We start from the raw sequence: 20,224 nt of genomic DNA, 5'->3' as shown, positions 1-20,224 counted from the left end.
GCGCCCGCCGCCGATGGGAATTCGCTGTGTACAAACTGCTGTTCGACCTCGTCTTCAAGAAGATGGACCCGGAGAAGGCCCACCACCTGGCCTTCTTCTGGATCCGGCTGGCCTCCTCGGTGCCCGGTCTGCGCGCCCTCGTCCGGCTGGTGCTCGCCCCGCGCGACCGGGCGCTGCGCACCACCGCCCTGGGTCTCGACCTGCCCGGCCCGTTCGGCCTCGCGGCCGGCTTCGACAAGGACGGCATCGGCATCGACGGCCTGTCGATGATCGGCTTCGACTACGTCGAGATCGGCACCATCACCGGCGAGCCGCAGCCCGGCAACCCGCAGCCGCGGCTCTTCCGCCTGGTCGAGGACCGCGCGCTGGTCAACCGGATGGGCTTCAACAACCAGGGCTCGGCCCGGGTCGCCGCCCGCCTCGCGGCCCGCCCGCACACCAGCTCCACCCCGGTCGTCGGCATCAACATCGGCAAGACCAAGGTGGTCGAGGAGGCCGACGCGATCGGCGACTACGTGAAGTCGACCGAGCGGCTCGCCAAGTACGCCGACTACCTGGTGGTCAACGTCAGCTCGCCGAACACCCCCGGGCTGCGCAACCTGCAGGCCGTCTCGCACCTCGGGCCGCTGCTCAGTGCCGTCCGCGAGGCCGCCGACCGCTCGACCCCGCACCACGTGCCGCTGCTGGTCAAGATCGCCCCCGACCTGGCCGACGAGGACGTCGACGCCGTCGCCGACCTCGCCCTGGAGCTGGGCCTGGACGGCATCATCGCCACCAACACCACCATCGGCCGCGACGGGCTGCGCGAGCCGGCCGCCCGGATCGAGGAGATCGGCATGGGTGGCCTCTCCGGCGCCCCGCTGAAGGCCCGCGCGCTGGAGGTGCTCCAGCGCCTGCGCGCCCGCACCGGGGGCCGGCTCACCCTGGTCTCCGTCGGCGGGATCGAGACCGCCGAGGACGCCTGGCAGCGCATCGTCCACGGCGCCGACCTCGTCCAGGGCTACAGCGCCTTCATCTACCAGGGCCCGTTCTGGTGCCGCCGCATCCACCGGGGCCTGTCGGCCAAGGTCCGGGCCGGCGGCTTCCGCAGCCTGGCCGCCGCCGTCGGCAGCGCCGTGCCCGCGCCCAAGGCCTCCTGAACCCCCACGACCGTTCCGGAAAGGACGACATGACCCTCGCCCCCTTCGGCGCCCGCCTGCGCGGGGCCCTCGACGCCCGCGGCCAGCTCTGCGTCGGCATCGACCCGCACGCCTCCCTGCTCGCCGCCTGGGGGCTGGAGGACTCCGTGGCCGGCCTGGAGACCTTCAGTCGGACCGTGGTCGAGGCGCTGGCCGACCGGGTCGCCGTGCTCAAGCCGCAGGCCGCCTTCTTCGAGCGGTTCGGCTCCCGGGGCGTCGCGGTGCTGGAGAAGTCGGTCGAGGAGGCCCGTGCGGCCGGTGCGCTCGTCCTGATGGACGCCAAGCGCGGCGACATCGGCTCCACCATGGCCGCCTATGCCGAGGCCTTCCTCAGCCCCGGCAGCCCGCTCTTCTCCGACGCCGTCACGGTCAGCCCGTACCTGGGCTTCGGCTCGCTGCGCCCGGCGCTCGACCTGGCCGCGCACAACGGCGCGGGCGTCTTCGCGCTGGCGCTCACCTCCAACCCCGAGGGCGCCGAGGTGCAGCGCGCGGTCGGCGCGGACGGCGAGTCGGTGGCCGCCACCGTGCTGCGCCGGCTGGCGGCCGAGAACGCCGGTGCCGAGCCGCTCGGCTCCTTCGGAGCGGTGGTCGGCGCGACCCTGGCGGACGCCGGCGTGGACCTGGCGATCAACGGCCCGCTGCTCGCCCCCGGGGTCGGCGCCCAGGGCGCGACCATGGCGGACCTGCCGCGGGTGTTCGGCGCCTCGGTGCGCAACGTCGTCCCGAGCGTCAGCCGCGACGTGCTCAAGCACGGCCCGTCGGTACCGGCCCTGCGGGAGGCCGCGGACCGCTTCGTACAGGAGTTCGCCGACGCGGTGAAGTGAGCCGCTGACGCTGTGCAGTGGCGCGCCGGGGTGGCGCGGCGCCGCGGGGTCTGACGTGAGCGCGGTCACATCGGCGCCGCCAAAGGTCCGCAATCGCGGTCATTTTGCCCGGGAAAGTCCTGGTCGGCCTTGGCTGACCAGGACTTTTCGTGTTCTTTTCCTGACGTGGCGCCGCAATCCGGGTAGTGTCCGGCGATAGGTCATCGAAGAGCCGCGATTCCCGCTGCTCTCGCAGGTCAGAGCCGTGAGGTTCCCCTGCTGTCGGTGCCCTGGGAACCAAACCAGTCATAGCTCAATCCCTTCCTTCCACACCCTGAGGTGAACGGCGTGGCTCTTCCGCCCCTTACCCCTGAACAGCGCACCGCCGCGCTCGCCAAGGCCGCCGAGGCTCGCCGGGAGCGCGCCGAGGTCAAGAACCGGCTCAAGCACTCCGGCGCCTCCCTGCACGAGGTGATCAAGGCCGGCAAGGCCGACAACGACGTGATCGGCAAGATGAAGGTCTCCGCCCTGCTGGAGTCCCTTCCGGGCGTCGGAAAGGTCCGCGCCAAGCAGATCATGGAGCGTCTCGGCATCAGCGAAAGCCGCCGGGTCCGTGGCCTCGGCACGAACCAGATCGCCTCCCTGGAGCGGGAGTTCGGCGGCGGTGCCGCCTGACCGTGCCCCCGTGGTCCCGGGATCGTCCGCGATCCGGGATAATCGGTGCATGAGTGAGCGTCCGCGGCTGACCGTGCTCTCCGGCCCTTCGGGCGTCGGCAAGAGCACGGTCGTCGCTCATATGAGGAAGCAGCACCCCGAAGTCTGGCTCTCGGTGTCGGCGACGACCCGCCACCCGAGGCCGGGCGAGCAGAACGGGGTCCAGTACCACTTCGTCGACAACGACGAGTTCGACAAGCTGATCGCCAACGGCGAACTGCTGGAGTGGGCCGTCTTCGCCGGCAACCGCTACGGCACCCCCCGGTCCGCGGTGCTGGAGAAGCTGGAGCGCGGCGAGCCCGTCCTGCTGGAGATCGACCTGCAGGGCGCCCGCCAGGTGCGCGAGTCGATGCCCGAGGCACAGCTGGTGTTCCTGGCTCCGCCGAGCTGGGACGAGCTGGTCCGCCGGCTCACCGGCCGGGGCACCGAGTCGCAGGACGTGATCGAGAAGCGGCTGGAGGCGGCCACCGTCGAGCTGGCCGCCGAGCCGGAGTTCGACACCACTCTGGTCAACACCTCCGTCGAGCAGGTCGCGACCGAACTGCTAGCCTTGCTCGGTGTATCCTGACCTGTCTGTCTTTTCCACCTTTCGGAAGGTTCTAGCGTGTCCTCTTCGATGACCGCGCCCGAGGGCATCATCAACCCGCCGATCGACGAGCTGCTTGAGGCCACCGACTCCAAGTACAGCCTCGTGATCTACGCCGCCAAGCGCGCGCGTCAGATCAACGCCTACTACTCGCAGCTCGGTGAGGGCCTGCTGGAGTACGTCGGCCCGCTGGTCGACACCCACGTGCACGAGAAGCCGCTGTCGATCGCGCTGCGCGAGATCAACGCCGGCATGCTCACCGCCGAGGCGATCGAGGCGGCCTGAGCCGTTGCCTTCTCCCGAAGGGCCCGCCGGACTCGTTCCGGCGGGCCCTTCGGCGTGTCCCGGCCGGTGCCGGTCGGTGCCGGTGCCGTGGCCGGTGTCCCGGTCGGTGTCGTGGCCGGTGGGGGGGGCTCGCGGGGCCTCGCGGGGCTGTGCGGGGCTGTGTGGGGCGCCACAGTGCAGGCGCTCGCCGAGGGGTCGTAGGGTGAGTGCCCGGCCCGAGCGAGGAGAGACGGTAAGCATGAGCGCGAGCACGGACGCGAGCACCGGGCGGGCGGACGCCCCGCGGGTGGTCCTCGGCGTCAGCGGGGGCATCGCCGCGTACAAGGCGTGCGAGCTGCTGCGGCGGTTCACCGAATCCGGCCACCAGGTCACCGTCGTCCCGACCGAGGCCGCGCTGCACTTCGTCGGCGAGGCCACCTGGGCCGCGCTCTCCGGCCGGCCGGCCGCCACCGAGACCTGGGAGCGGGTCCACGAGGTGCCGCACGTGCGGATCGGGCAGCAGGCCGACCTGGTCGTGGTCGCCCCGGCCACCGCCGACCTGATGGCGCGGGCCGCGCACGGGCTCGCCGACGACCTGCTCACCAACACCCTGCTCACCGCGCGCTGCCCGGTCGTGCTGGCGCCCGCGATGCACACCGAGATGTGGGAGCACCCGGCCACCCGGGAGAACGTCGCCACGCTGCGCCGCCGGGGCGTCATCGTGCTGGAGCCCGCCGTCGGCCGGCTGACCGGCAAGGACACCGGCAAGGGCCGGCTGCCCGAGCCGTCCGCGATCTTCGACGCCTGCCGGGCCGTGCTGCGGCACGGCGGGGCCCGCGCCGACCTGGCCGGCCGGCACGTGGTGGTCTCGGCGGGCGGCACCCGGGAGCCGCTCGACCCGGTGCGCTTCCTCGGCAACCGCTCCTCCGGCAAGCAGGGCTACGCGCTCGCGGTGACCGCCGCCGCCCGCGGCGCCCGGGTGACGCTGCTCTCGGCCAACGCCGAGCTGCCCGACCCGGCCGGCGTCGACGTGGTGCACGTCTCGACCGCACTGGAACTGCGGGACGCCGCCCTGAAGGCCGCGGTGGACGCGGACGCGGTGGTGATGGCCGCCGCGGTGGCCGACTTCCGGCCCGCCGAGTACGCCACCGGCAAGATCAAGAAGGTCGAAGGGACCGAGCCGGCGCCGGTCGCCCTCGTCCGCAACCCGGACATCCTGGCCGAGCTCTCCGGCGCGCGTGCCCGTTCGGGTCAACTGGTCGTGGGTTTCGCGGCGGAGACCGACAACGTGCTCGCCAACGGCCGCGCCAAGCTCGCCCGGAAGGGCTGCGACCTGCTGGTGGTGAACGAGGTCGGCAACGGCAAGGCGTTCGGCCAGGACGTCAACGAGGCCGTGGTACTGGGCTCGGACGGCAGTGAGACGCCCGTCCCGGTGGGCCCGAAGGAGGCCCTCGCCGACGTGGTCTGGGACCTGGTCGGAAACCGGTGGCAATCGGTCACGGAATGACCGCCTCCGGTGATTGTCCGGTCTCCAATTGCGGAATGCAGTGACCGTTGCCGGAACTCGACCGTTACACTCCAGGAATCAAGTCTTTCCGGATGTCCCCGGTCCGCCGGGGGCCTTCAGTCAGCAGCCGCTGCAACCCCAGGGAGCGCTGTGTCTCGCCGCCTGTTCACCTCGGAGTCCGTCACCGAGGGACACCCCGACAAGATCGCTGACCAGATCAGTGACACCATCCTCGACGCTCTGCTGCGGGAGGACCCGACTTCGCGGGTCGCCGTGGAGACGCTGATCACCACCGGCCAGGTGCACGTGGCCGGCGAGGTGACCACCAAGGCGTACGCGCCGATCGCCCAGCTCGTCCGGGACAAGATCCTGGAGATCGGCTACGACAGCTCGAAGAAGGGCTTCGACGGCGCCTCCTGCGGCGTGTCGGTGTCCATCGGCGCGCAGTCGCCCGACATCGCGCAGGGTGTGGACACGGCGTACGAGGCCCGCGTCGAGGGCGACGAGGACGACCTGGACAAGCAGGGTGCCGGCGACCAGGGCCTGATGTTCGGCTACGCGTCGGACGAGACGCCCGAGCTGATGCCGCTGCCGATCACCCTGGCGCACCGCCTGTCGAAGCGGCTCTCCGAGGTCCGCAAGAACGGGACCATCCCGTACCTGCGCCCCGACGGCAAGACCCAGGTCACCATCGAGTACGACGGCGACAAGGCCGTCCGCCTCGACACCGTGGTCGTCTCCTCGCAGCACGCCAGTGACATCGACCTGGACTCGCTGCTGACCCCGGACATCCGCGAGTTCGTCGTCGAGCCGGAGCTCAAGGCCCTCGCCGACCAGGGCATCAAGCTCGTCACCGAGGGCTACCGCCTCCTCGTCAACCCGACCGGCCGCTTCGAGATCGGCGGCCCGATGGGCGACGCCGGCCTCACCGGCCGCAAGATCATCATCGACACCTACGGCGGCATGGCCCGCCACGGCGGCGGCGCCTTCTCCGGCAAGGACCCGTCCAAGGTCGACCGCTCCGCCGCCTACGCCATGCGCTGGGTCGCCAAGAACATCGTCGCCGCAGGCCTCGCCCGCCGCGCCGAGGTCCAGGTCGCCTACGCCATCGGCAAGGCCGAGCCCGTCGGCCTCTTCGTCGAGACCTTCGGCACCGAGACCGTCCCCGTCCTCACCATCCAGAAGGCCGTCACCGAGGTCTTCGACCTCCGCCCGGCCGCCATCATCCGCGACCTCGACCTGCTGCGCCCGATCTACGCCCAGACCGCGGCGTACGGGCACTTCGGCCGTGAGCTGGCGGACTTCACCTGGGAGCGGACCGACCGGGTCGACCAGCTGAAGAAGGCCGTGCAGGACTGATCGGGTGAACCGTCCCGGGCCGCGTGCCCGGGCGGGTCGTCCGACCGCAGGCGGTGGCCTCCCGGAATCCCGGGAGCCGCCGCCTGCGGCGTTGTCCGGCCCCTGGGCCCACTCCTGCGAATCTCGCCGCGCTGTCGGACAAGATCCGGAGGAGCGGGCCTGAGCGGGGTGATGTCGGTGTGACCTGGTAGTACTGGGAGCGATGAGCAGCACGCAGGGGAGTGAGGACGAGGGCGGAGGCCCGGAGCAGCTGGCGTTCATCCGGGACACCGTCCGCCGGGCCAAGCCCCGGACGTGGCGCGGCGCCAAACGGGCCGAGCACCTGCCGGTCGCCCGCGTGGTGGTCGACAAGGGCGTGCTGACCATCGACAAGTTCTTCGACTACGCGGTGCCCGAAGCGATGGCCGAGGAGGCCCAGCCCGGTGTGCGGGTCCGGGTGCGGTTCGGCGCGCGGGTGGTCAAGGGCCAGCGCGAGGGCGGCGAACTGCACGACGGGTTCATCGTCGCGCGCCTGGAGAAGAGCGACTTCGCCGGCCCGCTGGCACCGCTCGCCCAGGTGCTCTCGCCCGAGCCGGTGCTCACCCCGCACCTGCTGCGGCTCTGCCGGACCGTCGCCGACCGGTACGCCGGCACCCTGGCGGACGTCCTCCAGCTGGCCGTCCCGCCCCGGCACGCCAAGGCCGAGGCCGAGGCCTCGCCGCCGCCCCGCGCGCGGCCGGCGGCGCCCGCCCCCGGCAGCTGGTCGCGCTACCCCGCCGGGGCCGACTTCCTGGCCTCCCTGGCCGCCGGCGGCTCGCCGCGCGCGGTCTGGACGGCACTGCCCGGCCCCGGCTGGCCCCACGAGATCGCCCGGGCCGTGGCCGCCACCCTGGCGAGCGGGCGCGGCGCCCTCGTCGTCCTGCCCGAGGGCCGTTCGGTGGCCCGGGTGGACCAGGCCCTCACCGAACTGCTCGGCGAGGGCATGCACGCCACCCTGGCGGCCGACCTCGGCCCCCGCGAGCGGTACCGCCGCTGGCTGACGGTGAGCCGCGGCTCGGTGCACGCCGCCGTCGGCACCCGCGCCGCGATGTTCGCCCCGGTCCGCGACCTCGGACTGGTGGTCGTCTGGTCCGACGGCGACGGCAGCCACAGCGACCCGCGCGCCCCGCACCCGCACGTGCGCGAGGTGGCGCTGCTGCGCGCCGCCGACGAGGGGGCCGGCGTCCTGCTCGGCGGGCACGCGGTGACCGTCGAGGGTGCGCAACTCGTCCGCACCGGGTGGGCCCGGCCCCTCACGGCCGACCGGGAGACCGTCCGGCAGGTGGCGCCGCGAGTCCGCACCGTCACCGACCAGGACCAGCACCGGGACGCCGCCGCGCAGGCCGCCCGGCTGCCCTCGGTCGCCTGGGAGGCCGCCCGGGAGGCGCTGGCGGCCGGCGGCCCGGTGCTGATCCAGGTGCCGCGGCGCGGCTACGTCCCCCGGCTGTCCTGCGCCCGCTGCCGGACGCCCGCCCGCTGCCGGCGCTGCGAGGGCCCGCTGGAGGCCGCCTCCGCCGAGGCGCCGCTGCACTGCGGGTGGTGCGGCGAGGCCGAGCACGACTGGCACTGCCCGGAGTGCGGATCGTTCCGGCTGCGTGCCCAGGTGATCGGCGCCCGGCGGACGGCGGAGGAGCTGGGCAAGGCGTTCCCGCGCGTCCCGGTGCGGACCTCCGGACGGGACGCCGTCCTGGCCACCGTCCCGGACGAACCCGCGCTGGTGATCTCGACACCGGGCGCCGAGCCGGTGGTCGAGGGCGGCGGCGGGTACGCGGCCGCCCTGCTGCTCGACGGCTGGGCGCTCCTCGGCCGGCCCGACCTGCGGGCCGGCGAGGAGACCCTGCGGCTCTGGCTGGCCGCCGCCGCCCTCGTCCGGCCCTCGACGGAGGGCGGCACGGTGGTGGTGGTCGCCGAGCCCACCGCGCGGCCGGTGCAGGCGCTGGTCCGCTGGGACCCGCTCGGCCACGCCGGACTGGAGCTGGACGAACGGGCCCAGCTGCACTTCCCGCCGGTGTCGCGGATGGCCTCCGTCTCCGGCAGCCCGGCCGCGGTCGCCGATCTGCTCGGGCTGATCCGGCTGCCGTCCGAGGCGGACGTGCTCGGCCCGGTGCCGGCGCCGGCGCTGCGGGGGGAGGAGCAGGAGCGGGCGCTGCTGCGGGTGCCGCCCGGTCAGGGCGCGGCGCTGGCGGCGGCGCTCAAGGCGGCGCAGATCGCCCGGATCGCGCTGCGGACGCCGGAGGCGGTGAAGGTGCGGATCGATCCGACGGACATCGGGTGAGCGGGCGGGGCCGCCGGGGGGCGGTCGGTGCGGCGGGGCGGCCGTGGAGGTCGGGGCGGCTGTGGCGGTCGGGTGGCCGGTGGGGCCGGCGGCCGCCCGGTGAGGAGCGGCGGGTTGCCCCGCTCCTCACCCGGGTCGTCCGCTGTTCAGCCGCGCAGCGGGACGCCGGAGCGGTCGACCGGGCTCCGGTCGACCGCACCCCGGTCCAGGGCGGCGCGGTCCATGCTGCCCCGGTCCAGGGCGGCCCGTTCCATGGCCGCCCGGTCCAGGGCGCTGCGGTCCAGGCCGCCCTGGCGGGCCGCCGGGACGGTCGCGGCCAGCCCGGTCGGCGCGGGGGCGGCGGGCAGCTCCTCGGAGCGGTCCGGCCGGCTCGGCGCCGGTACGCCCGGCACCCCGGACGCGGGCACCCCGCCGGCCGCCAGCAGCTCGCTGGTCGGCCGGCGCATCCCGTACCGCCGGTGCACCGCCTGCTTGGTGACCCCGAGGGCCGAGCCCACCGAGTCCCAGGAGAACCCGAGCGCCCGGTCGAACTCGACCGCCGCCGCCACCAGGGTCTCCACGCTCTCCCGCAGCTCCTGCGCCAGGCGCACCGTCGGAGCCGGCGCCCGCCCGTACACCACGAAGCCCGCCGAGGTGCTCGGGCGGCGCGGACGGTAGACGTTGCCCAGTTGGGCGGTGAGCGTCCGCAGCGCGTCGACCTGCCGCCTCACCCGCTCGATGTCCCGCACCAGCAGGTGCAGGCTCGCCCGCGCCCGGGCGTCGTGGTTGATCTGCTCGGCCATGGCTTACGCGCCACCTTCCGTACGGTTCAGCTCGGCCGGAACGCGGTGTCCCGTACGTTCCGGCCCCGGTCAATCTCACTTGACCAACGCCCGACCGGGGGCCGGGGTCACGCAGCCGGGCTACTCGGGATATGCCAGATGCCCGGGCGCGACCGGAGCGGGACCGGTGGGATTGCATAGACTGGCCGGTGGCCGCCGGGCGTTCGGCGGCCCGGTCGGTCGGGCTGCGCCCGCCGACGAACCGGGCCTGGAGCCCGAATCCTTACCGGTACGCCGTAGTTCGTAGTTCGTTGTCCGCAGTTCCGTTGTTCGCAGCAAGCCCCAGCAGTTCGCAGTCAGAGTCCGACGTCAGAGTCCGGAAGCTCGAAGTCGGCTGCCGAGGTCGGAATTCCGGCCCCGGCGGCCCGGTGTTCGGCCTTCGGCGCCCGAAAATCCCAGGGACAGGAGCCCGTAGCCCGTGGCGATCCAGCCGATCCGCATTTTCGGGGACCCGGTCCTCCGGGCCACCGCGAAGCCGGTGACCACCTTCGACAAGGAACTGCGCACCCTCGTCCGGGATCTCACCGACACCATGCTCGAAGCCCCGGGTGCCGGGCTGGCCGCGCCCCAAGTCGGCATCTCCCTGAGGGTGTTCACGTACCACGTGGACGGCGTCACCGGCCACCTGATCAACCCCGACCTGTCGCTGACCGAGGAGGAGCAGGACGGCCCCGAGGGCTGCCTCTCGCTCCCCGGGCTGCGCTTCGACACCAAACGCGCCTACGGCGTGGTCGCCAGGGGCGTCAACATGTACGGCGACCCGGTCACCGTCGAGGGCACCCAGCTGCTGGCCCGCTGCATCCAGCACGAGACCGACCACCTCGACGGCATCATCTTCATCGACCGCCTCGACCGCGAGCGGCGCAAGGCCGCGATGAAGGAGATCCGCGAGACCGACTGGGGCGGCGGACCGGCGCCCGTCGTCAGGATCTCGCCGCACAGCACCTTCGGCTCGGCGCGCTGACCGCGCCCGCCCACCCTGCCAAGCCCCGCCACCAGAAAGGCACTTGATGCGCCTCGTGTTCGCCGGCACCCCCGAGGTCGCCGTTCCCGCCCTGGACGCCCTGCTCGCCTCGGACCAGCACGAGGTCGTCGCGGTGGTCACCCGCCCCGACGCCCCCGCCGGCCGCGGCCGCAAGCTGGTCGCCAGCCCCGTCGCCCAGCGCGCCGAGGAGGCCGGGATCGAGGTCCTCAAGCCGGCGAAGCCCAGCGACCCGGACTTCGTCGCCCGGCTCACCGAACTCGCCCCCGACTGCTGCCCGGTGGTCGCCTACGGTGCGCTGCTGCGGCCCGGCACGCTGGAGATCCCGAAGCACGGCTGGGTGAACCTGCACTTCTCGCTGCTCCCCGCCTGGCGCGGCGCGGCCCCCGTCCAGCACGCGGTGCTGGGCGGTGACGAGGTGACCGGCGCCTCCACCTTCCTGATCGAGCAGGGCCTCGACTCCGGTCCGGTCTACGGCGTGATCACCGAGGAGATCCGCCCCACCGACACCAGCGGCGAACTGCTCGGCCGGCTGGCCCACTCCGGAGCCCGGCTGCTCGCCGCCACCATGGACGGCATCGCCGCCGGCAGCCTGCACGCCGTGCCGCAGCCGGCCGAGGGCATCACCCTCGCACCGAAGATCACCGTCGAGGACGCCCGGATCGACTGGACCCACCCGGCCCTGCGGGTCGACCGCGTGGTGCGCGGCTGCGCCCCCGCCCCCGGCGCCTGGACGACCTTCCGCGGCGAGCGGCTCAAGGTCACCGGGCCGGTCGCGCTGGTGACGGACTCCTCGGCCCTCGCGCCCGGGGAGCTGGCCGTCGGCAAGAACAGTGTCCGGGTCGGTACCGGCAGCCACGAGGTCGAGCTCGGCGAGGTCCGTCCGCAGGGCAAGAAGGCGATGCGGGCCGCGGACTGGGCCCGGGGCGCGCGGATCGAGTCCGGCGAACGGTTCGAGGGCTGAGCGGCCGGGAGGGCCCGGGCCCGCGTTCGGCGCTACTGTTCGTCTGACAAGCACCGACCCGTCCGACAAGCACCGACCCGTCCGACCGGCATCGGCCGTGGTCACCAAGAGCCAAGAGCCGACACCGGCGGCCGACACAAAAAGGCCGACACCGGCCACCGGCGCTGCCGGGGCCACCGGCCGCCGTCGGCAACCCACTGATTCCCCGATAACCACCGCAGCACCTTGAGGCACACAGGTATGAGCACGCCCAGCAGCACCCCCGGCGCCAATCGCGCGCCCCGCCCGCACCGCCGTCCCAAGAAGGACCCGGCCCGGATCGTCGCGTTCCGCGCCCTGCGCGCCGTCGACGAGCGCGACGCCTACGCCAACCTGATCCTGCCTTCTCTGCTCCGCGAGGCCGAGCAGAAGGGCATGGACCGGCGCGACGCCGCCCTCGCCACCGAACTGGTCTACGGCACCCTGCGCCTGCAGGGCACCTACGACGCGATCATCGCCGCCTGCATCGACCGCCCGCTCAGCAAGGTCGACCCGCCGGTGCTCGACGTGCTCTCGCTCGGCGCCCACCAGCTGCTCGCCACCCGCGTGCCCAGCCACGCCGCCGTCTCGGCCACCGTGGAGCTCGCCCGGGTGGTGCTCGGCGACGGCAAGGCCAAGTTCGTCAACGCCGTGCTCCGCCGGATCAGCGCCCACGACCTGGACGCCTGGATCGCGAAGGTCGCCCCGCCCTACGAGAAGGACGCCGAGGACCACCTCGCCGTCGTCCACTCCCACCCGCGCTGGGTGGTCGGCGCGCTCTGGGACTCGCTCGGCCGCTGGCAGCCCGACGCCTCCGGACGCACTGCCGTCGAGGAGCTGCTCCGCGCCGACAACGAGCGCCCGGAGGTCACCCTCGTGGCCCGCCCGGGCCGGGTCACCGTCCAGGAACTCGCCGAAACGCTCCCCGAGGCCGAGCCCGGCCGCTGGTCCCCGTACGCCCTCCGGCTGGCCGAGGGCGGCGACCCCGGCACCCTGCCGGCCGTCCAGGAGAACCGCGCCGGCGTCCAGGACGAGGGCAGTCAGCTCGTCGCCCTCGCCCTCGCCGCCGCACCGCTCGACGGTGCCGACCGGCTCTGGCTGGACGGCTGCGCCGGTCCCGGCGGCAAGGCCGCCCTGCTGGCCGCGCTGGCGGCCGAGCGGGGCGCGGCGCTGGTCGCGAGCGAGAAGCAGCCGCACCGGGCACGACTCGTCGCCCGGACGCTGGAGGGCAACCCCGGTCCGTACACCGTGATCGCCGCCGACGGCACCCGCCCCGCGTGGCGGCCCGACGCCTTCGACCGGGTGCTGGTCGACGTCCCCTGCTCCGGCCTCGGCGCGTTGCGCCGCCGCCCGGAGGCCCGCTGGCGCCGCCGCCCGGCGGACGTCGCCGCGTTCGGCCCGCTCCAGCGCGACCTGCTGCGCTCGGCCATCGACGCCACCCGCCCCGGCGGCGTCGTCGGCTACGCGACCTGCTCGCCGCACCTGGCGGAGACCCGGGCCGTGGTCGACGACGTGCTGCGCGAGCAGGGCGGCCGGGTCGAGTGGATCGACGCGCGCCCGCTGCTGCCGGGCCTGCCGGGGCTGGGCGAGGGCCCGGACGTGCAGCTCTGGCCGCACCTGCACGGGACGGACGCGATGTACCTGGCGCTGCTGCGCCGCACCGCGTAGCCGCCGGCCGGGACATGAGGCGGGGCATCGGGGGCCGGTCGCGTGCGCGGCCGGCCCCCGGCGTCCGTGCGGTGGACGGCGAGCGGGGCGGGCCCCGCGGCGGAGGCCCGGGGGCGGAGCAGCGGCGCGGCCGGTCAGGTCCGTCGGGGGCCTCCGATCCCTGGCGGGGCGGCTCGGTCGGCGTCCGCCGAGGGCCACCGTGCTTGTAGAGGGCGGTAGTCGATGACGGTGACGCCGTGTGCGTCGAGCAGGTCGCGGGCGTGCGGCGAGGTGAGGAAGTCGTAGTCGCTCCGGCGGACGCGCCGGTCCTCCGCGGTGGCACCGGCGCTCCGGTCGCCCCGGCCGGGGTGGACGGCCCATTCACTGAGGCCGGGCGGGAGTTCGGCGAGCAGCCGGGCGTAGTGGGCGGGCTTGTCGTCCACGGGCAGGGCGAAGCTGTCGAGGAACGGGTGGTCGACCACCGGCAGGCCACGGCGGCGTGCCGTGCGGAGCCCGGGGGCCAGCCAGACCCGGACGGCCAGGCCGTACTCGGCGCCGAGGGCGAGGGTGAGCTCGAACAGGTCGCCCCGGCCGGCGTCGGCGAGACAGTGGAAGTCGAGGTGGGTCGGGTGCAGTCCGGCGCCGGCCACGGCGTCGATCTGGGCGCGGAACTCGCGCTCCACCTCCTCCGTGCGGGCCCGGGCGAGCAGCCTGGCGCGGCCCTCGGGCGTGGGGGCGAACAGCTCCCCGGCCTCGTCCAGCAGTGAGGGCACCAGCTCGCGCGCGGTCAGCGGGCCCCAGGGGTGCCGGGGGGCCTCGCAGACCATCGTGAGGTGCACGCCGAACGGCAGCTCCGGCCGCTCGCGCAGGAGTTGCAGGGCGCCGGCGGCCGCCGGGGCGGAGGGCATCACGCTGCACGAGCCCGCGATGCCGCGTTCGACGGCCTCGACGACCGCGGCGTTGACGCCGTCGTCCAGCCCGAAGTCGTCGCAGTTGACGATCAGGACCTTGGCGTCGGCGGCGAAGCCGAGCAGTTCGCTCGACCGGCGTGGGGTGGTGGCGGGGTGGTCCATGGCCGAAGTCTTGCTGCGGGTGCGCGGTGGCGCACGGGATTTTCGTCGGCGGGGTTCTCGTCGGCGGGGCGTCCGCCGGTGGGAGGGGTCTGTGGTCGCGGGCCGCGTCTGCCGGGGGACGGGCCGGTGGTCAGCCGGGCCGGCCGGGGCGGGTCATGACCGGGTGGGCTCGGCCCGGGCGCGGAGGCGGCGGAGCATGCGGGCGTCCTGGAAACCGACGGTGCGGGCGGCGGATTCGGCGGTGGCGCCGTGTGCGACGAGGTGCTCGGCACGCTCCAGCCGCAGCTCCTGCTGGTAGCGGAGCGGGGTGAGCCCGGTGGCCTCGGTGAAGTGCCGGGTGAGGGTGCGTTCGCTGACGCCGACGGCTGCGGCGAGGGCGGTGAGGCCGAGGCGGCTGTCGAAGCGGGCCTCGATGAGGTCCTGCGCCCGGTGGACGGCGTCGATCAGATGGGCGCGGTGCCGGAGCATGGCGCCGGCCTGCTGCTCGTCCCCGTTGCGGCGGGCGTAGACGACCATCTCGCGGGCGATCCGGGCGGCGGCCGCGGGGCCGTGCCGGCCGGCCACCAGGTGCAGGGCGAGATCGATGCCGCTGGCGATGCCCGCGGAGGTGACCACGCGGTCGTCCACCACGTACAGCACGTCGCGGACCACCGTCGCGTGCGGGTGGCGGGCGGCCAGCTCCTCCTGGACGTCGTGGTGGGTGGTGCAGCGCCGGCCGTCCAGCAGCCCGGCGCGGCCGAGGGCGTCGGCGCCCGCGCAGATGCTCGCGACGGTGCCGCCGGCCGCGTGGTGGGCGGCGAGCCGGGCCAGGGCGGCCGGCGACACCTCGCCGTGGCCCCGCAGCACGGGGGAACGCCAGCCGGGGACGACGAGGAGGTCCTCCGGGGTCAGCTCCGGCCAGGTGGTGGTGGCTCGGAGGGTGAGGCCCTGCGCGGTGGGGACGTCCTCCTGCTCGGCGACGTGGGCGATCTCGTAGCCGAGGCCCTGGTCGGCCGCCGTGGAGAAGACCTGGGCGGGCCCGGCGAGGTCGAGCAGGTGCAGTTGCGGCACGAGCAGGAAGACGACGCGCATCACGATCCGGTCAGCTCCTCCACGGTGGTGATCCGGGCGAACCGCCCGGCCAGAGCGTACTCGGTGCGGGCGATCACCTCGTCGGCGGAGAGGGTGCGCGGGTCGGCGAGGATCTCGTCCAGGCTGCGCCCGGGCGGGGCGTCGCGGTGCTCGATGGGGTGGGTCGCGGTGGCGTCGGTGACGAAGGTGACGCGGTAGCCGAGGTCGGCGCCGATCCGGGCGGTGGTCTCGCAGCACTGCTCCGTCCGGATGCCGCTGACGATCAGCTCGCGGATGCCGCGCTCGGTGAGCAGCTGCTGGAGGTTGGTGGTGGTGAACGCGTTGTGCGAGGTCTTGGTGAGGACGGGCTCGCCGGCGGCGGGGGTCAGGCCCTCGATCGGGCGGACGTGCCCGAGGGCGGGGTCGAAGACGTCGCCGGTGCCCGGCTCGGCGTGCAGGACCCAGACGACGAGGTCGCCCTCGGCACGGGCGTGCTCGACCAGCCGGTTCACCCGGTCGACGATGGCGGGGTTGGAGACGGCGGCCCAGTTGGCCCGCTGCCGGAAGGACTCCTGGACGTCGATGACGACGAGTGCGCTGTTCATGCCTCGATCATGGCCGCTGCGGGCGCCCGGCCGAAGGCACCATCGGGGCCGGTAGCGGAACGATCCGGTCAGCACGGGACGGCGGGGTGCTGCGCGGCGCGGTGGCGGCTGCGGCGGGCGGCGGTGGCTACGGGCGGCGGGTGCCGGCCGGTGGGGTGCCGTCCAGGCCGGTGCCGCCGAGCCGGGTGGTCAGCTCGGAGAGCAGGCCGACGTCCTGCGGGCTCCACCGCGGGGCGGCGAACACGTCGTCGGCGACCTGGCGGGCGGTGGCGAGCATCTCGGTGAGCCGCTCGCGGCCGGTGTCGGTGAGCGAGGCGTAGGCGACCCGGGCGTCCCGGGCGTCCGGCTCGCGCGTCACCAGGCCGATGCGCTCCAGTGGGGCCAGCCCGCGGGTGACGCCGGAGGCGGTCAGGCCGAGGGCCTCGGCGAGATCCACCCGGCGCAGCCGGCCGCCGGGGGCCTGGCCGAGGCGGAGCAGCAGGGTGAAGTCTGCGAGGCTCACGCCGTGCAGACCGCTCAGGCTCGCGTCGAACCGCCTCACCAGCGTCGCCTGCGCCCGCAGCAGACGCAGGGACGCGTCCAGGGTCTCACTCATTGCCGCCTCCTTGACTGCTCAACCATATCAGCGGGCTGAGCAGTCAAGGACCGGCGGAGGGGGAGGGGGAGGGGGCGGGTCAGTCGGCGGTGCGGCCGGCGGCGGCGCGGCGCTGCCGCTTGCCGAGGGCGGCCTGCGAGAGGTCCTCGGCCTGGGAGCGGAGGTTCCTGCAGCCGTAGCCGCGCTCGGCCAGCCAGGACTTCGCGGCCTCCTCGGCGCGCTCGGTCGCGTCCAGGATGTCCTCCTCGGCCTCGCCGGAGTCGAGGAAACGGAAGGTGAAGGCGGCGCGGGCGGTGAGGTCGTAGCTGAGGTGGCCCTCGGGGGTGAAGGCCGCGTGCAGGATGCTGTGCTCGTCGGCGCGGGCGGTGAGCTCGGCACGCTGGTCGGCGGTGAGTCCGTCGAAGACGCCGCGGACCATGATGCGGAAGGTACGAGTGGTCATCCCCCGACCCTAACCAGCGGGGCTGGGGCGGTTCCACCGCCTTTCCGCGCCCCGGGGACGCCGCCGGGCCCCACCCGGTCGGCGGGCGGGGCCCGGTGGCGGGCGGTCCGGGTGGGGCGGCGGGGAGGTCGGGGTGGCGGGGAGGTCGGGGCCCGGCCCACCCGGGTGGGATCAGGCTTCGGTGAGGGCCGTGGTGCCCGGGGCCGGGTCGCCGGCCGGGGGCTCCTGCGCTGCACTGTCCTGCGCCAAGGGCTCCTGCGCCAAGGGCTCCTGCGCTGCGGTGTCCTGCGTCGCCGGGCCCTGCACGGCGGGCCAGCGGATCTGCGTCGCGCAGAGCGAGACGACCGCCGCCGAGGCGGCGACCGCGCCCATGCCCCAGGTCAGGCTGCCGGCACTGGCGATGAAGCCGATCACGGCCGGACCGGCCAGCAGGCCGGTGGTGCCCATGGCGGCCACCAGGGAGAGCGCGTCGGACCCCTGCCGGGCCGCGGCCACGTACACGCACGGGGTCACGGCGGCGACGCCCGCGCCGACGCAGGCGAAGCCGACGAGCGTCGGCACCAGGCCGCCGACCAGCAGGGCGAGGGCCAGCCCGGCCCCGGCCAGCACGCTGCCGACGCGGACGATCAGGCCGTCGCCGAGGCGGCTGCGCCAGCCGTCGGCGAAGATCCGGGCGAGCACCATCATGACCGAGACGACCGCGATGCCCATCGGTGCCAGCGACGGCGCCGCGTGCACGACGTCCTTGATGTAGAGCGCCGACCAGTCGTTCATCGCGCCCTCGGTGACGGTGCCGAACACCATGGCGAGGCCCATCCAGAGCGTCACCCGGGAGGGGAGCGAGAACCGGCGGCGCTTCTCCTCCGCCGCCGCCCCGGCCGGGGCGGGCTCCTCGGCGGGTCGCTCCTCCCGCAGCAGCCCCGGCCGGGCGAGCCCGAGCACCAGGAGGAGCAGCGCGGTCGCCACGCCGAAGTGCACGGCGAGCGTGGTGGTGAACGCGTTGACGCCGGAGGCGAGCAGGGCGGCCAGCAGCGAGCCGCCGCTGAACGTCGCGTGCAGTCTGGACATCGCCGTCCGCGCGAACTTCACCTCCAGCGCCGCGCCCTGGGCGTTCATCGCCACGTTCAGGCAGCCGACGGCGACACCGTCGCAGAACACCACCAGCAACGTGACCGGGTAGTTCGGCACCACCGCGAGCGCGAGCAGGACGGCGCCCAGCGCGAGCGCCGAGACGGACGCCAGCACCCGGGAGCCCAGCCGCCTCATCAGGACCGCGACGAGCGGGAAGGACGCGGCGGCGCCGATGCCGCAGACCATCAGCAGCAGGCCGATCTCCGCCTCGCTCAGATCGAGCCGGGTGCGGAGCGCGGGGAGGCGCGAGACCCAGGTCGCGTACTGGAAGCCGAGGAAGAGGAACAGTGCCGCGATGGCCAGTTGTGCCCGGCGGTAGTCATCGCGAACGCGGAACATGTGCATCAGCCCACTTCGACTTTCGGTGGTGACCCGGCCAGCGGGTCGTCGGGGTGCCCGCCGGCTCGGGCCGCGGGGGTGGGGGCGGCACCGGCCGGGACGGGCTCCGGAGGCGGCAGGGTCATCGACATGTAGACCGCGCGGTCGCCGTAGCTCGCCGGGAGCGCCACCGCCGGATCGGCCCGGTAGCCGAGCGGGGCCCAGAGCACGTCGCTGCCGCGGACGGCCACCAGCGAGACGGTCCGGTACCCGCGGGCCCGCGCCGCCCTGGCCAGGTGGTCCAGCAGCAGCGGTGCCAGGCCGCGCCCGCGCAGCTCCTCGGCTATGACGAGGTCGTGCGCGTGCATGTTGGCGGGCCGGCCCGGACGGGCGCCGCCGGCCTCCTCGGCCCCGTCGGCGCCCCGGGCCGCCTCCGTCAGGCTGAGGTCCGGGCAGCGGAACAGCGGGTAGGGCAGGGCGAGCAGGTAGCCGCCGAACCGCCCGCGGTGCTCCAGGGCGAAGCAGGTGTCGGGCGAGGCCCGGCCGCGCGACTCCAGGGCGGCCCGGCCCTCCGACAGGCCGCTCGCGGCGTACGCGCGCTCCTCCAGGGCGACCACGCCGTCCCAGTCGCCGGCGGCCAGCCGGCGGATCCGGATCTCGTCGGACATCTACGCGGAACCTCCTGTGGCGAAGCCGCCACCGCGGATGCAGGTGTACGGAAGCGGCTGGAACCCGTTGAAGCCCTGGGTCATGTAGGCGGTGGCGTACGCGCCGCAGGAGAAGATCCAGACCGGCTCCCCCGAGGCGGCCGCGGCCGGCACCCGGACCAGGCCGCCCTCGTGGGCGTAGGCGTCGTCGCTGTCGCAGGTCGGGCCCGCGACGACGGCCGGCACGGACGGCGCGTCCGGGTGGGTGGGGAACTCCATCCGGTACTGCAGCTCGTCCATCTCGTACAGGCCGTTGAACTTGCCGCAGCTCAGGTAGAGCCAGTGCTCGCGCCCGCCGGAGAGCTGCTGCCGCTCGGTCAGCCGGGAGACGTGGGCCCGGATCGCGCCGTGGTCCGCGACCAGGTGGCGGCCCGGCTCCAGCACGAAGTCCAGCGGCGAGGCAGAGACCTCCCGCAGGCGCTGCATGCCCTCCCGGATCACGGCGAACATCTTGTCCACCGGCGGGTCGAGCGGCCGGCCCCGCTTGTCGAGGACGCCGAGGGCGGGCAGGCCGCCGCCGAGGTTGACGTGGTCCAGCAGGATGCCCCGCTCGTTCAACGCCTCGATCAGCGCGGCCAGTTCGTCCAGCGCCTGCTGCCAGGCCTCCGAGGTCATCTGCTGCGAGCCGACGTGGACGGAGAGACCGGCCGGGGTCAGCCCCGCCGCCCGCGCCGCCTCCATGACCGCGACGGCGTCCTCCGGGGAGCAGCCGAACTTCCGGCTCAGGCCCCAGAGTGCCCCCTCGCCGGTGGTCGCGAGCCGGCAGAACACCCGGGCGCCGGGCGCGTGGACGGCCAGCGCCGCGACGTCCGCGAGGCTGTCCGTCGCGAAGTCGCGGACGCCCAGCCGGTACGCGTCGGCGATGTTCCGGTCGGACTTGATGGTGTTGCCGAAGTGGATCCGCCCGACCGGGACGCCGGCCCGCAGGGCCTGGGTGATCTCGTACGGGCTCGCCGCGTCGCAGCCGGCGCCGAGCTGCGCCAGGGCGGCGAGCACCTCGTCCACCGGGCACGCCTTCATGGCGAACCGGACGGCGATGCCGGGCAGTTCGCGCAGCAGTGCGGCGTACTGGCCCTCGATCCCGTCGAGGTCGAAGACGATCCGGTCGTCGGCGGACGCCGCCAGGGCGGCCCGCAGTGCGGTGGTGTGCTGCATCGTCGGCAAGGC

Annotated in this window: 20 protein-coding genes; 11 read left to right on the top strand and 9 right to left on the bottom strand. The window is 74.5% G+C overall.

From position 1 onward, the window contains the following. Positions 1–26: 26 nt before the first annotated feature. From OH807_RS09715 to OH807_RS09680, 8 genes are all read left to right on the top strand, one after another. A complete protein-coding gene (locus tag OH807_RS09715; protein WP_406196425.1) occupies positions 27–1,139 on the top strand; it encodes a quinone-dependent dihydroorotate dehydrogenase in 1,113 nt (370 codons plus the stop codon). Positions 1,140–1,168: 29 nt separating this feature from the next. Beyond that, complete coding sequence (gene pyrF, locus OH807_RS09710; protein ID WP_406196422.1) at positions 1,169–2,002, top strand: orotidine-5'-phosphate decarboxylase; 834 nt, start codon at positions 1,169–1,171, stop codon at positions 2,000–2,002. 327 nt (positions 2,003–2,329) lie between these two features. Further along, complete coding sequence (gene mihF, locus OH807_RS09705; RefSeq protein WP_030056187.1) at positions 2,330–2,656, top strand: integration host factor, actinobacterial type; 327 nt, start codon at positions 2,330–2,332, stop codon at positions 2,654–2,656. 49 nt (positions 2,657–2,705) lie between these two features. Then, on the top strand, positions 2,706–3,263 hold the full coding sequence (gene gmk, locus OH807_RS09700; protein ID WP_406196419.1) for a guanylate kinase: 558 nt from the start codon (positions 2,706–2,708) through the stop codon (positions 3,261–3,263). A gap of 36 nt (positions 3,264–3,299) precedes the next feature. Beyond that, positions 3,300–3,566 (top strand): DNA-directed RNA polymerase subunit omega, encoded by a 267-nt coding sequence (gene rpoZ / locus OH807_RS09695; protein ID WP_030240625.1) that lies wholly within the window; start codon positions 3,300–3,302, stop codon positions 3,564–3,566. A gap of 238 nt (positions 3,567–3,804) precedes the next feature. Continuing rightward, positions 3,805–5,052: a bifunctional phosphopantothenoylcysteine decarboxylase/phosphopantothenate--cysteine ligase CoaBC gene (coaBC, locus tag OH807_RS09690; protein WP_406196416.1), complete on the top strand. Its 1,248-nt coding sequence runs from the start codon at positions 3,805–3,807 to the stop codon at positions 5,050–5,052. A gap of 150 nt (positions 5,053–5,202) precedes the next feature. Continuing rightward, positions 5,203–6,411: a methionine adenosyltransferase gene (metK, locus tag OH807_RS09685; protein ID WP_406196413.1), complete on the top strand. Its 1,209-nt coding sequence runs from the start codon at positions 5,203–5,205 to the stop codon at positions 6,409–6,411. A 202-nt stretch (positions 6,412–6,613) separates the two neighbouring features. After that, positions 6,614–8,704, top strand: a complete 2,091-nt coding sequence (locus OH807_RS09680) for a primosomal protein N' (RefSeq protein WP_406196410.1) — start codon at positions 6,614–6,616, stop codon at positions 8,702–8,704. A gap of 146 nt (positions 8,705–8,850) precedes the next feature. Here OH807_RS09680 and OH807_RS09675 read toward each other — a convergent pair whose 3' ends face one another. After that, positions 8,851–9,486 (bottom strand): hypothetical protein, encoded by a 636-nt coding sequence (locus tag OH807_RS09675; RefSeq protein WP_406196407.1) that lies wholly within the window; start codon positions 9,484–9,486, stop codon positions 8,851–8,853. Between the two features lie 457 nt (positions 9,487–9,943). On the opposite strand from OH807_RS09675, the gene def reads away from it, so the two are divergent. The 3 genes from def (at position 9,944) to OH807_RS09660 (ending at position 13,157) form a co-directional block, all read left to right on the top strand. Next, complete coding sequence (def, locus tag OH807_RS09670) at positions 9,944–10,489, top strand: peptide deformylase (protein WP_406196404.1); 546 nt, start codon at positions 9,944–9,946, stop codon at positions 10,487–10,489. 46 nt (positions 10,490–10,535) lie between these two features. After that, positions 10,536–11,471: a methionyl-tRNA formyltransferase gene (gene fmt, locus OH807_RS09665; RefSeq protein ID WP_406196401.1), complete on the top strand. Its 936-nt coding sequence runs from the start codon at positions 10,536–10,538 to the stop codon at positions 11,469–11,471. Between the two features lie 240 nt (positions 11,472–11,711). Continuing rightward, on the top strand, positions 11,712–13,157 hold the full coding sequence (locus OH807_RS09660; RefSeq protein WP_406196398.1) for an RsmB/NOP family class I SAM-dependent RNA methyltransferase: 1,446 nt from the start codon (positions 11,712–11,714) through the stop codon (positions 13,155–13,157). Between the two features lie 134 nt (positions 13,158–13,291). Here the strand turns inward: OH807_RS09660 and OH807_RS09655 are convergent, their stop codons facing one another. The 8 genes from OH807_RS09655 to OH807_RS09620 all read right to left on the bottom strand — a co-directional run bounded on the left by OH807_RS09655 (position 13,292) and on the right by OH807_RS09620 (position 20,212). Continuing rightward, entirely contained in the window at positions 13,292–14,209 is a 918-nt protein-coding gene (locus OH807_RS09655) for a polysaccharide deacetylase family protein (RefSeq protein ID WP_406196395.1), read from the bottom strand. 153 nt (positions 14,210–14,362) lie between these two features. Continuing rightward, positions 14,363–15,283, bottom strand: a complete 921-nt coding sequence (locus tag OH807_RS09650) for a GlxA family transcriptional regulator (protein WP_406196393.1) — start codon at positions 15,281–15,283, stop codon at positions 14,363–14,365. Continuing rightward, complete coding sequence (locus OH807_RS09645; protein ID WP_406196391.1) at positions 15,280–15,864, bottom strand: cysteine hydrolase family protein; 585 nt, start codon at positions 15,862–15,864, stop codon at positions 15,280–15,282. Before OH807_RS09645 ends, OH807_RS09650 begins: the two co-directional genes overlap by 4 nt. Positions 15,865–15,991: 127 nt before the next feature. Then, on the bottom strand, positions 15,992–16,459 hold the full coding sequence (locus tag OH807_RS09640; RefSeq protein ID WP_406196389.1) for a MarR family winged helix-turn-helix transcriptional regulator: 468 nt from the start codon (positions 16,457–16,459) through the stop codon (positions 15,992–15,994). A 79-nt stretch (positions 16,460–16,538) separates the two neighbouring features. After that, positions 16,539–16,901 carry a DUF6204 family protein gene (locus OH807_RS09635; RefSeq protein ID WP_406196387.1) on the bottom strand — a complete coding sequence of 121 codons (363 nt, stop codon included), beginning with the start codon at positions 16,899–16,901 and terminating at the stop codon, positions 16,539–16,541. A gap of 171 nt (positions 16,902–17,072) precedes the next feature. Further along, positions 17,073–18,371, bottom strand: a complete 1,299-nt coding sequence (locus OH807_RS09630) for an MFS transporter (protein WP_406196385.1) — start codon at positions 18,369–18,371, stop codon at positions 17,073–17,075. A gap of 5 nt (positions 18,372–18,376) precedes the next feature. Next, positions 18,377–19,018 carry a GNAT family N-acetyltransferase gene (locus tag OH807_RS09625; protein WP_406196383.1) on the bottom strand — a complete coding sequence of 214 codons (642 nt, stop codon included), beginning with the start codon at positions 19,016–19,018 and terminating at the stop codon, positions 18,377–18,379. Further along, positions 19,019–20,212 (bottom strand): type III PLP-dependent enzyme, encoded by a 1,194-nt coding sequence (locus OH807_RS09620; RefSeq protein WP_406196381.1) that lies wholly within the window; start codon positions 20,210–20,212, stop codon positions 19,019–19,021. Between the last annotated feature and the right edge of the window lie 12 nt (positions 20,213–20,224).

It is taken from the genome of Kitasatospora sp. NBC_01560 (genome assembly GCF_045208415.1).
Classification (GTDB): Bacteria; Actinomycetota; Actinomycetes; order Streptomycetales; family Streptomycetaceae; genus Kitasatospora.
This window is presented reverse-complemented; position numbering and strand designations above follow the sequence as displayed.

Excerpts from the sequence above, each read along its gene's own strand:
- pyrF (WP_406196422.1), top strand. The coding sequence starts at position 1,169 with ATGACCCTCGCCCCCTTCGGCGCCCGCCTGCGCGGGGCCCTCGACGCC.
- gmk (WP_406196419.1), top strand. The coding sequence starts at position 2,706 with ATGAGTGAGCGTCCGCGGCTGACCGTGCTCTCCGGCCCTTCGGGCGTC.
- coaBC (WP_406196416.1), top strand. The coding sequence starts at position 3,805 with ATGAGCGCGAGCACGGACGCGAGCACCGGGCGGGCGGACGCCCCGCGG.
- OH807_RS09680 (WP_406196410.1), top strand. The coding sequence starts at position 6,614 with ATGAGCAGCACGCAGGGGAGTGAGGACGAGGGCGGAGGCCCGGAGCAG.
- OH807_RS09675 (WP_406196407.1), bottom strand. The coding sequence starts at position 9,486 with ATGGCCGAGCAGATCAACCACGACGCCCGGGCGCGGGCGAGCCTGCAC.
- fmt (WP_406196401.1), top strand. The coding sequence starts at position 10,536 with ATGCGCCTCGTGTTCGCCGGCACCCCCGAGGTCGCCGTTCCCGCCCTG.
- OH807_RS09660 (WP_406196398.1), top strand. The coding sequence starts at position 11,712 with ATGAGCACGCCCAGCAGCACCCCCGGCGCCAATCGCGCGCCCCGCCCG.
- OH807_RS09655 (WP_406196395.1), bottom strand. The coding sequence starts at position 14,209 with ATGGACCACCCCGCCACCACCCCACGCCGGTCGAGCGAACTGCTCGGC.
- OH807_RS09645 (WP_406196391.1), bottom strand. The coding sequence starts at position 15,864 with ATGAACAGCGCACTCGTCGTCATCGACGTCCAGGAGTCCTTCCGGCAG.
- OH807_RS09640 (WP_406196389.1), bottom strand. The coding sequence starts at position 16,459 with ATGAGTGAGACCCTGGACGCGTCCCTGCGTCTGCTGCGGGCGCAGGCG.
- OH807_RS09635 (WP_406196387.1), bottom strand. The coding sequence starts at position 16,901 with ATGACCACTCGTACCTTCCGCATCATGGTCCGCGGCGTCTTCGACGGA.
- OH807_RS09630 (WP_406196385.1), bottom strand. The coding sequence starts at position 18,371 with ATGTTCCGCGTTCGCGATGACTACCGCCGGGCACAACTGGCCATCGCG.
- OH807_RS09625 (WP_406196383.1), bottom strand. The coding sequence starts at position 19,018 with ATGTCCGACGAGATCCGGATCCGCCGGCTGGCCGCCGGCGACTGGGAC.
- OH807_RS09620 (WP_406196381.1), bottom strand. The coding sequence starts at position 20,212 with ATGCAGCACACCACCGCACTGCGGGCCGCCCTGGCGGCGTCCGCCGAC.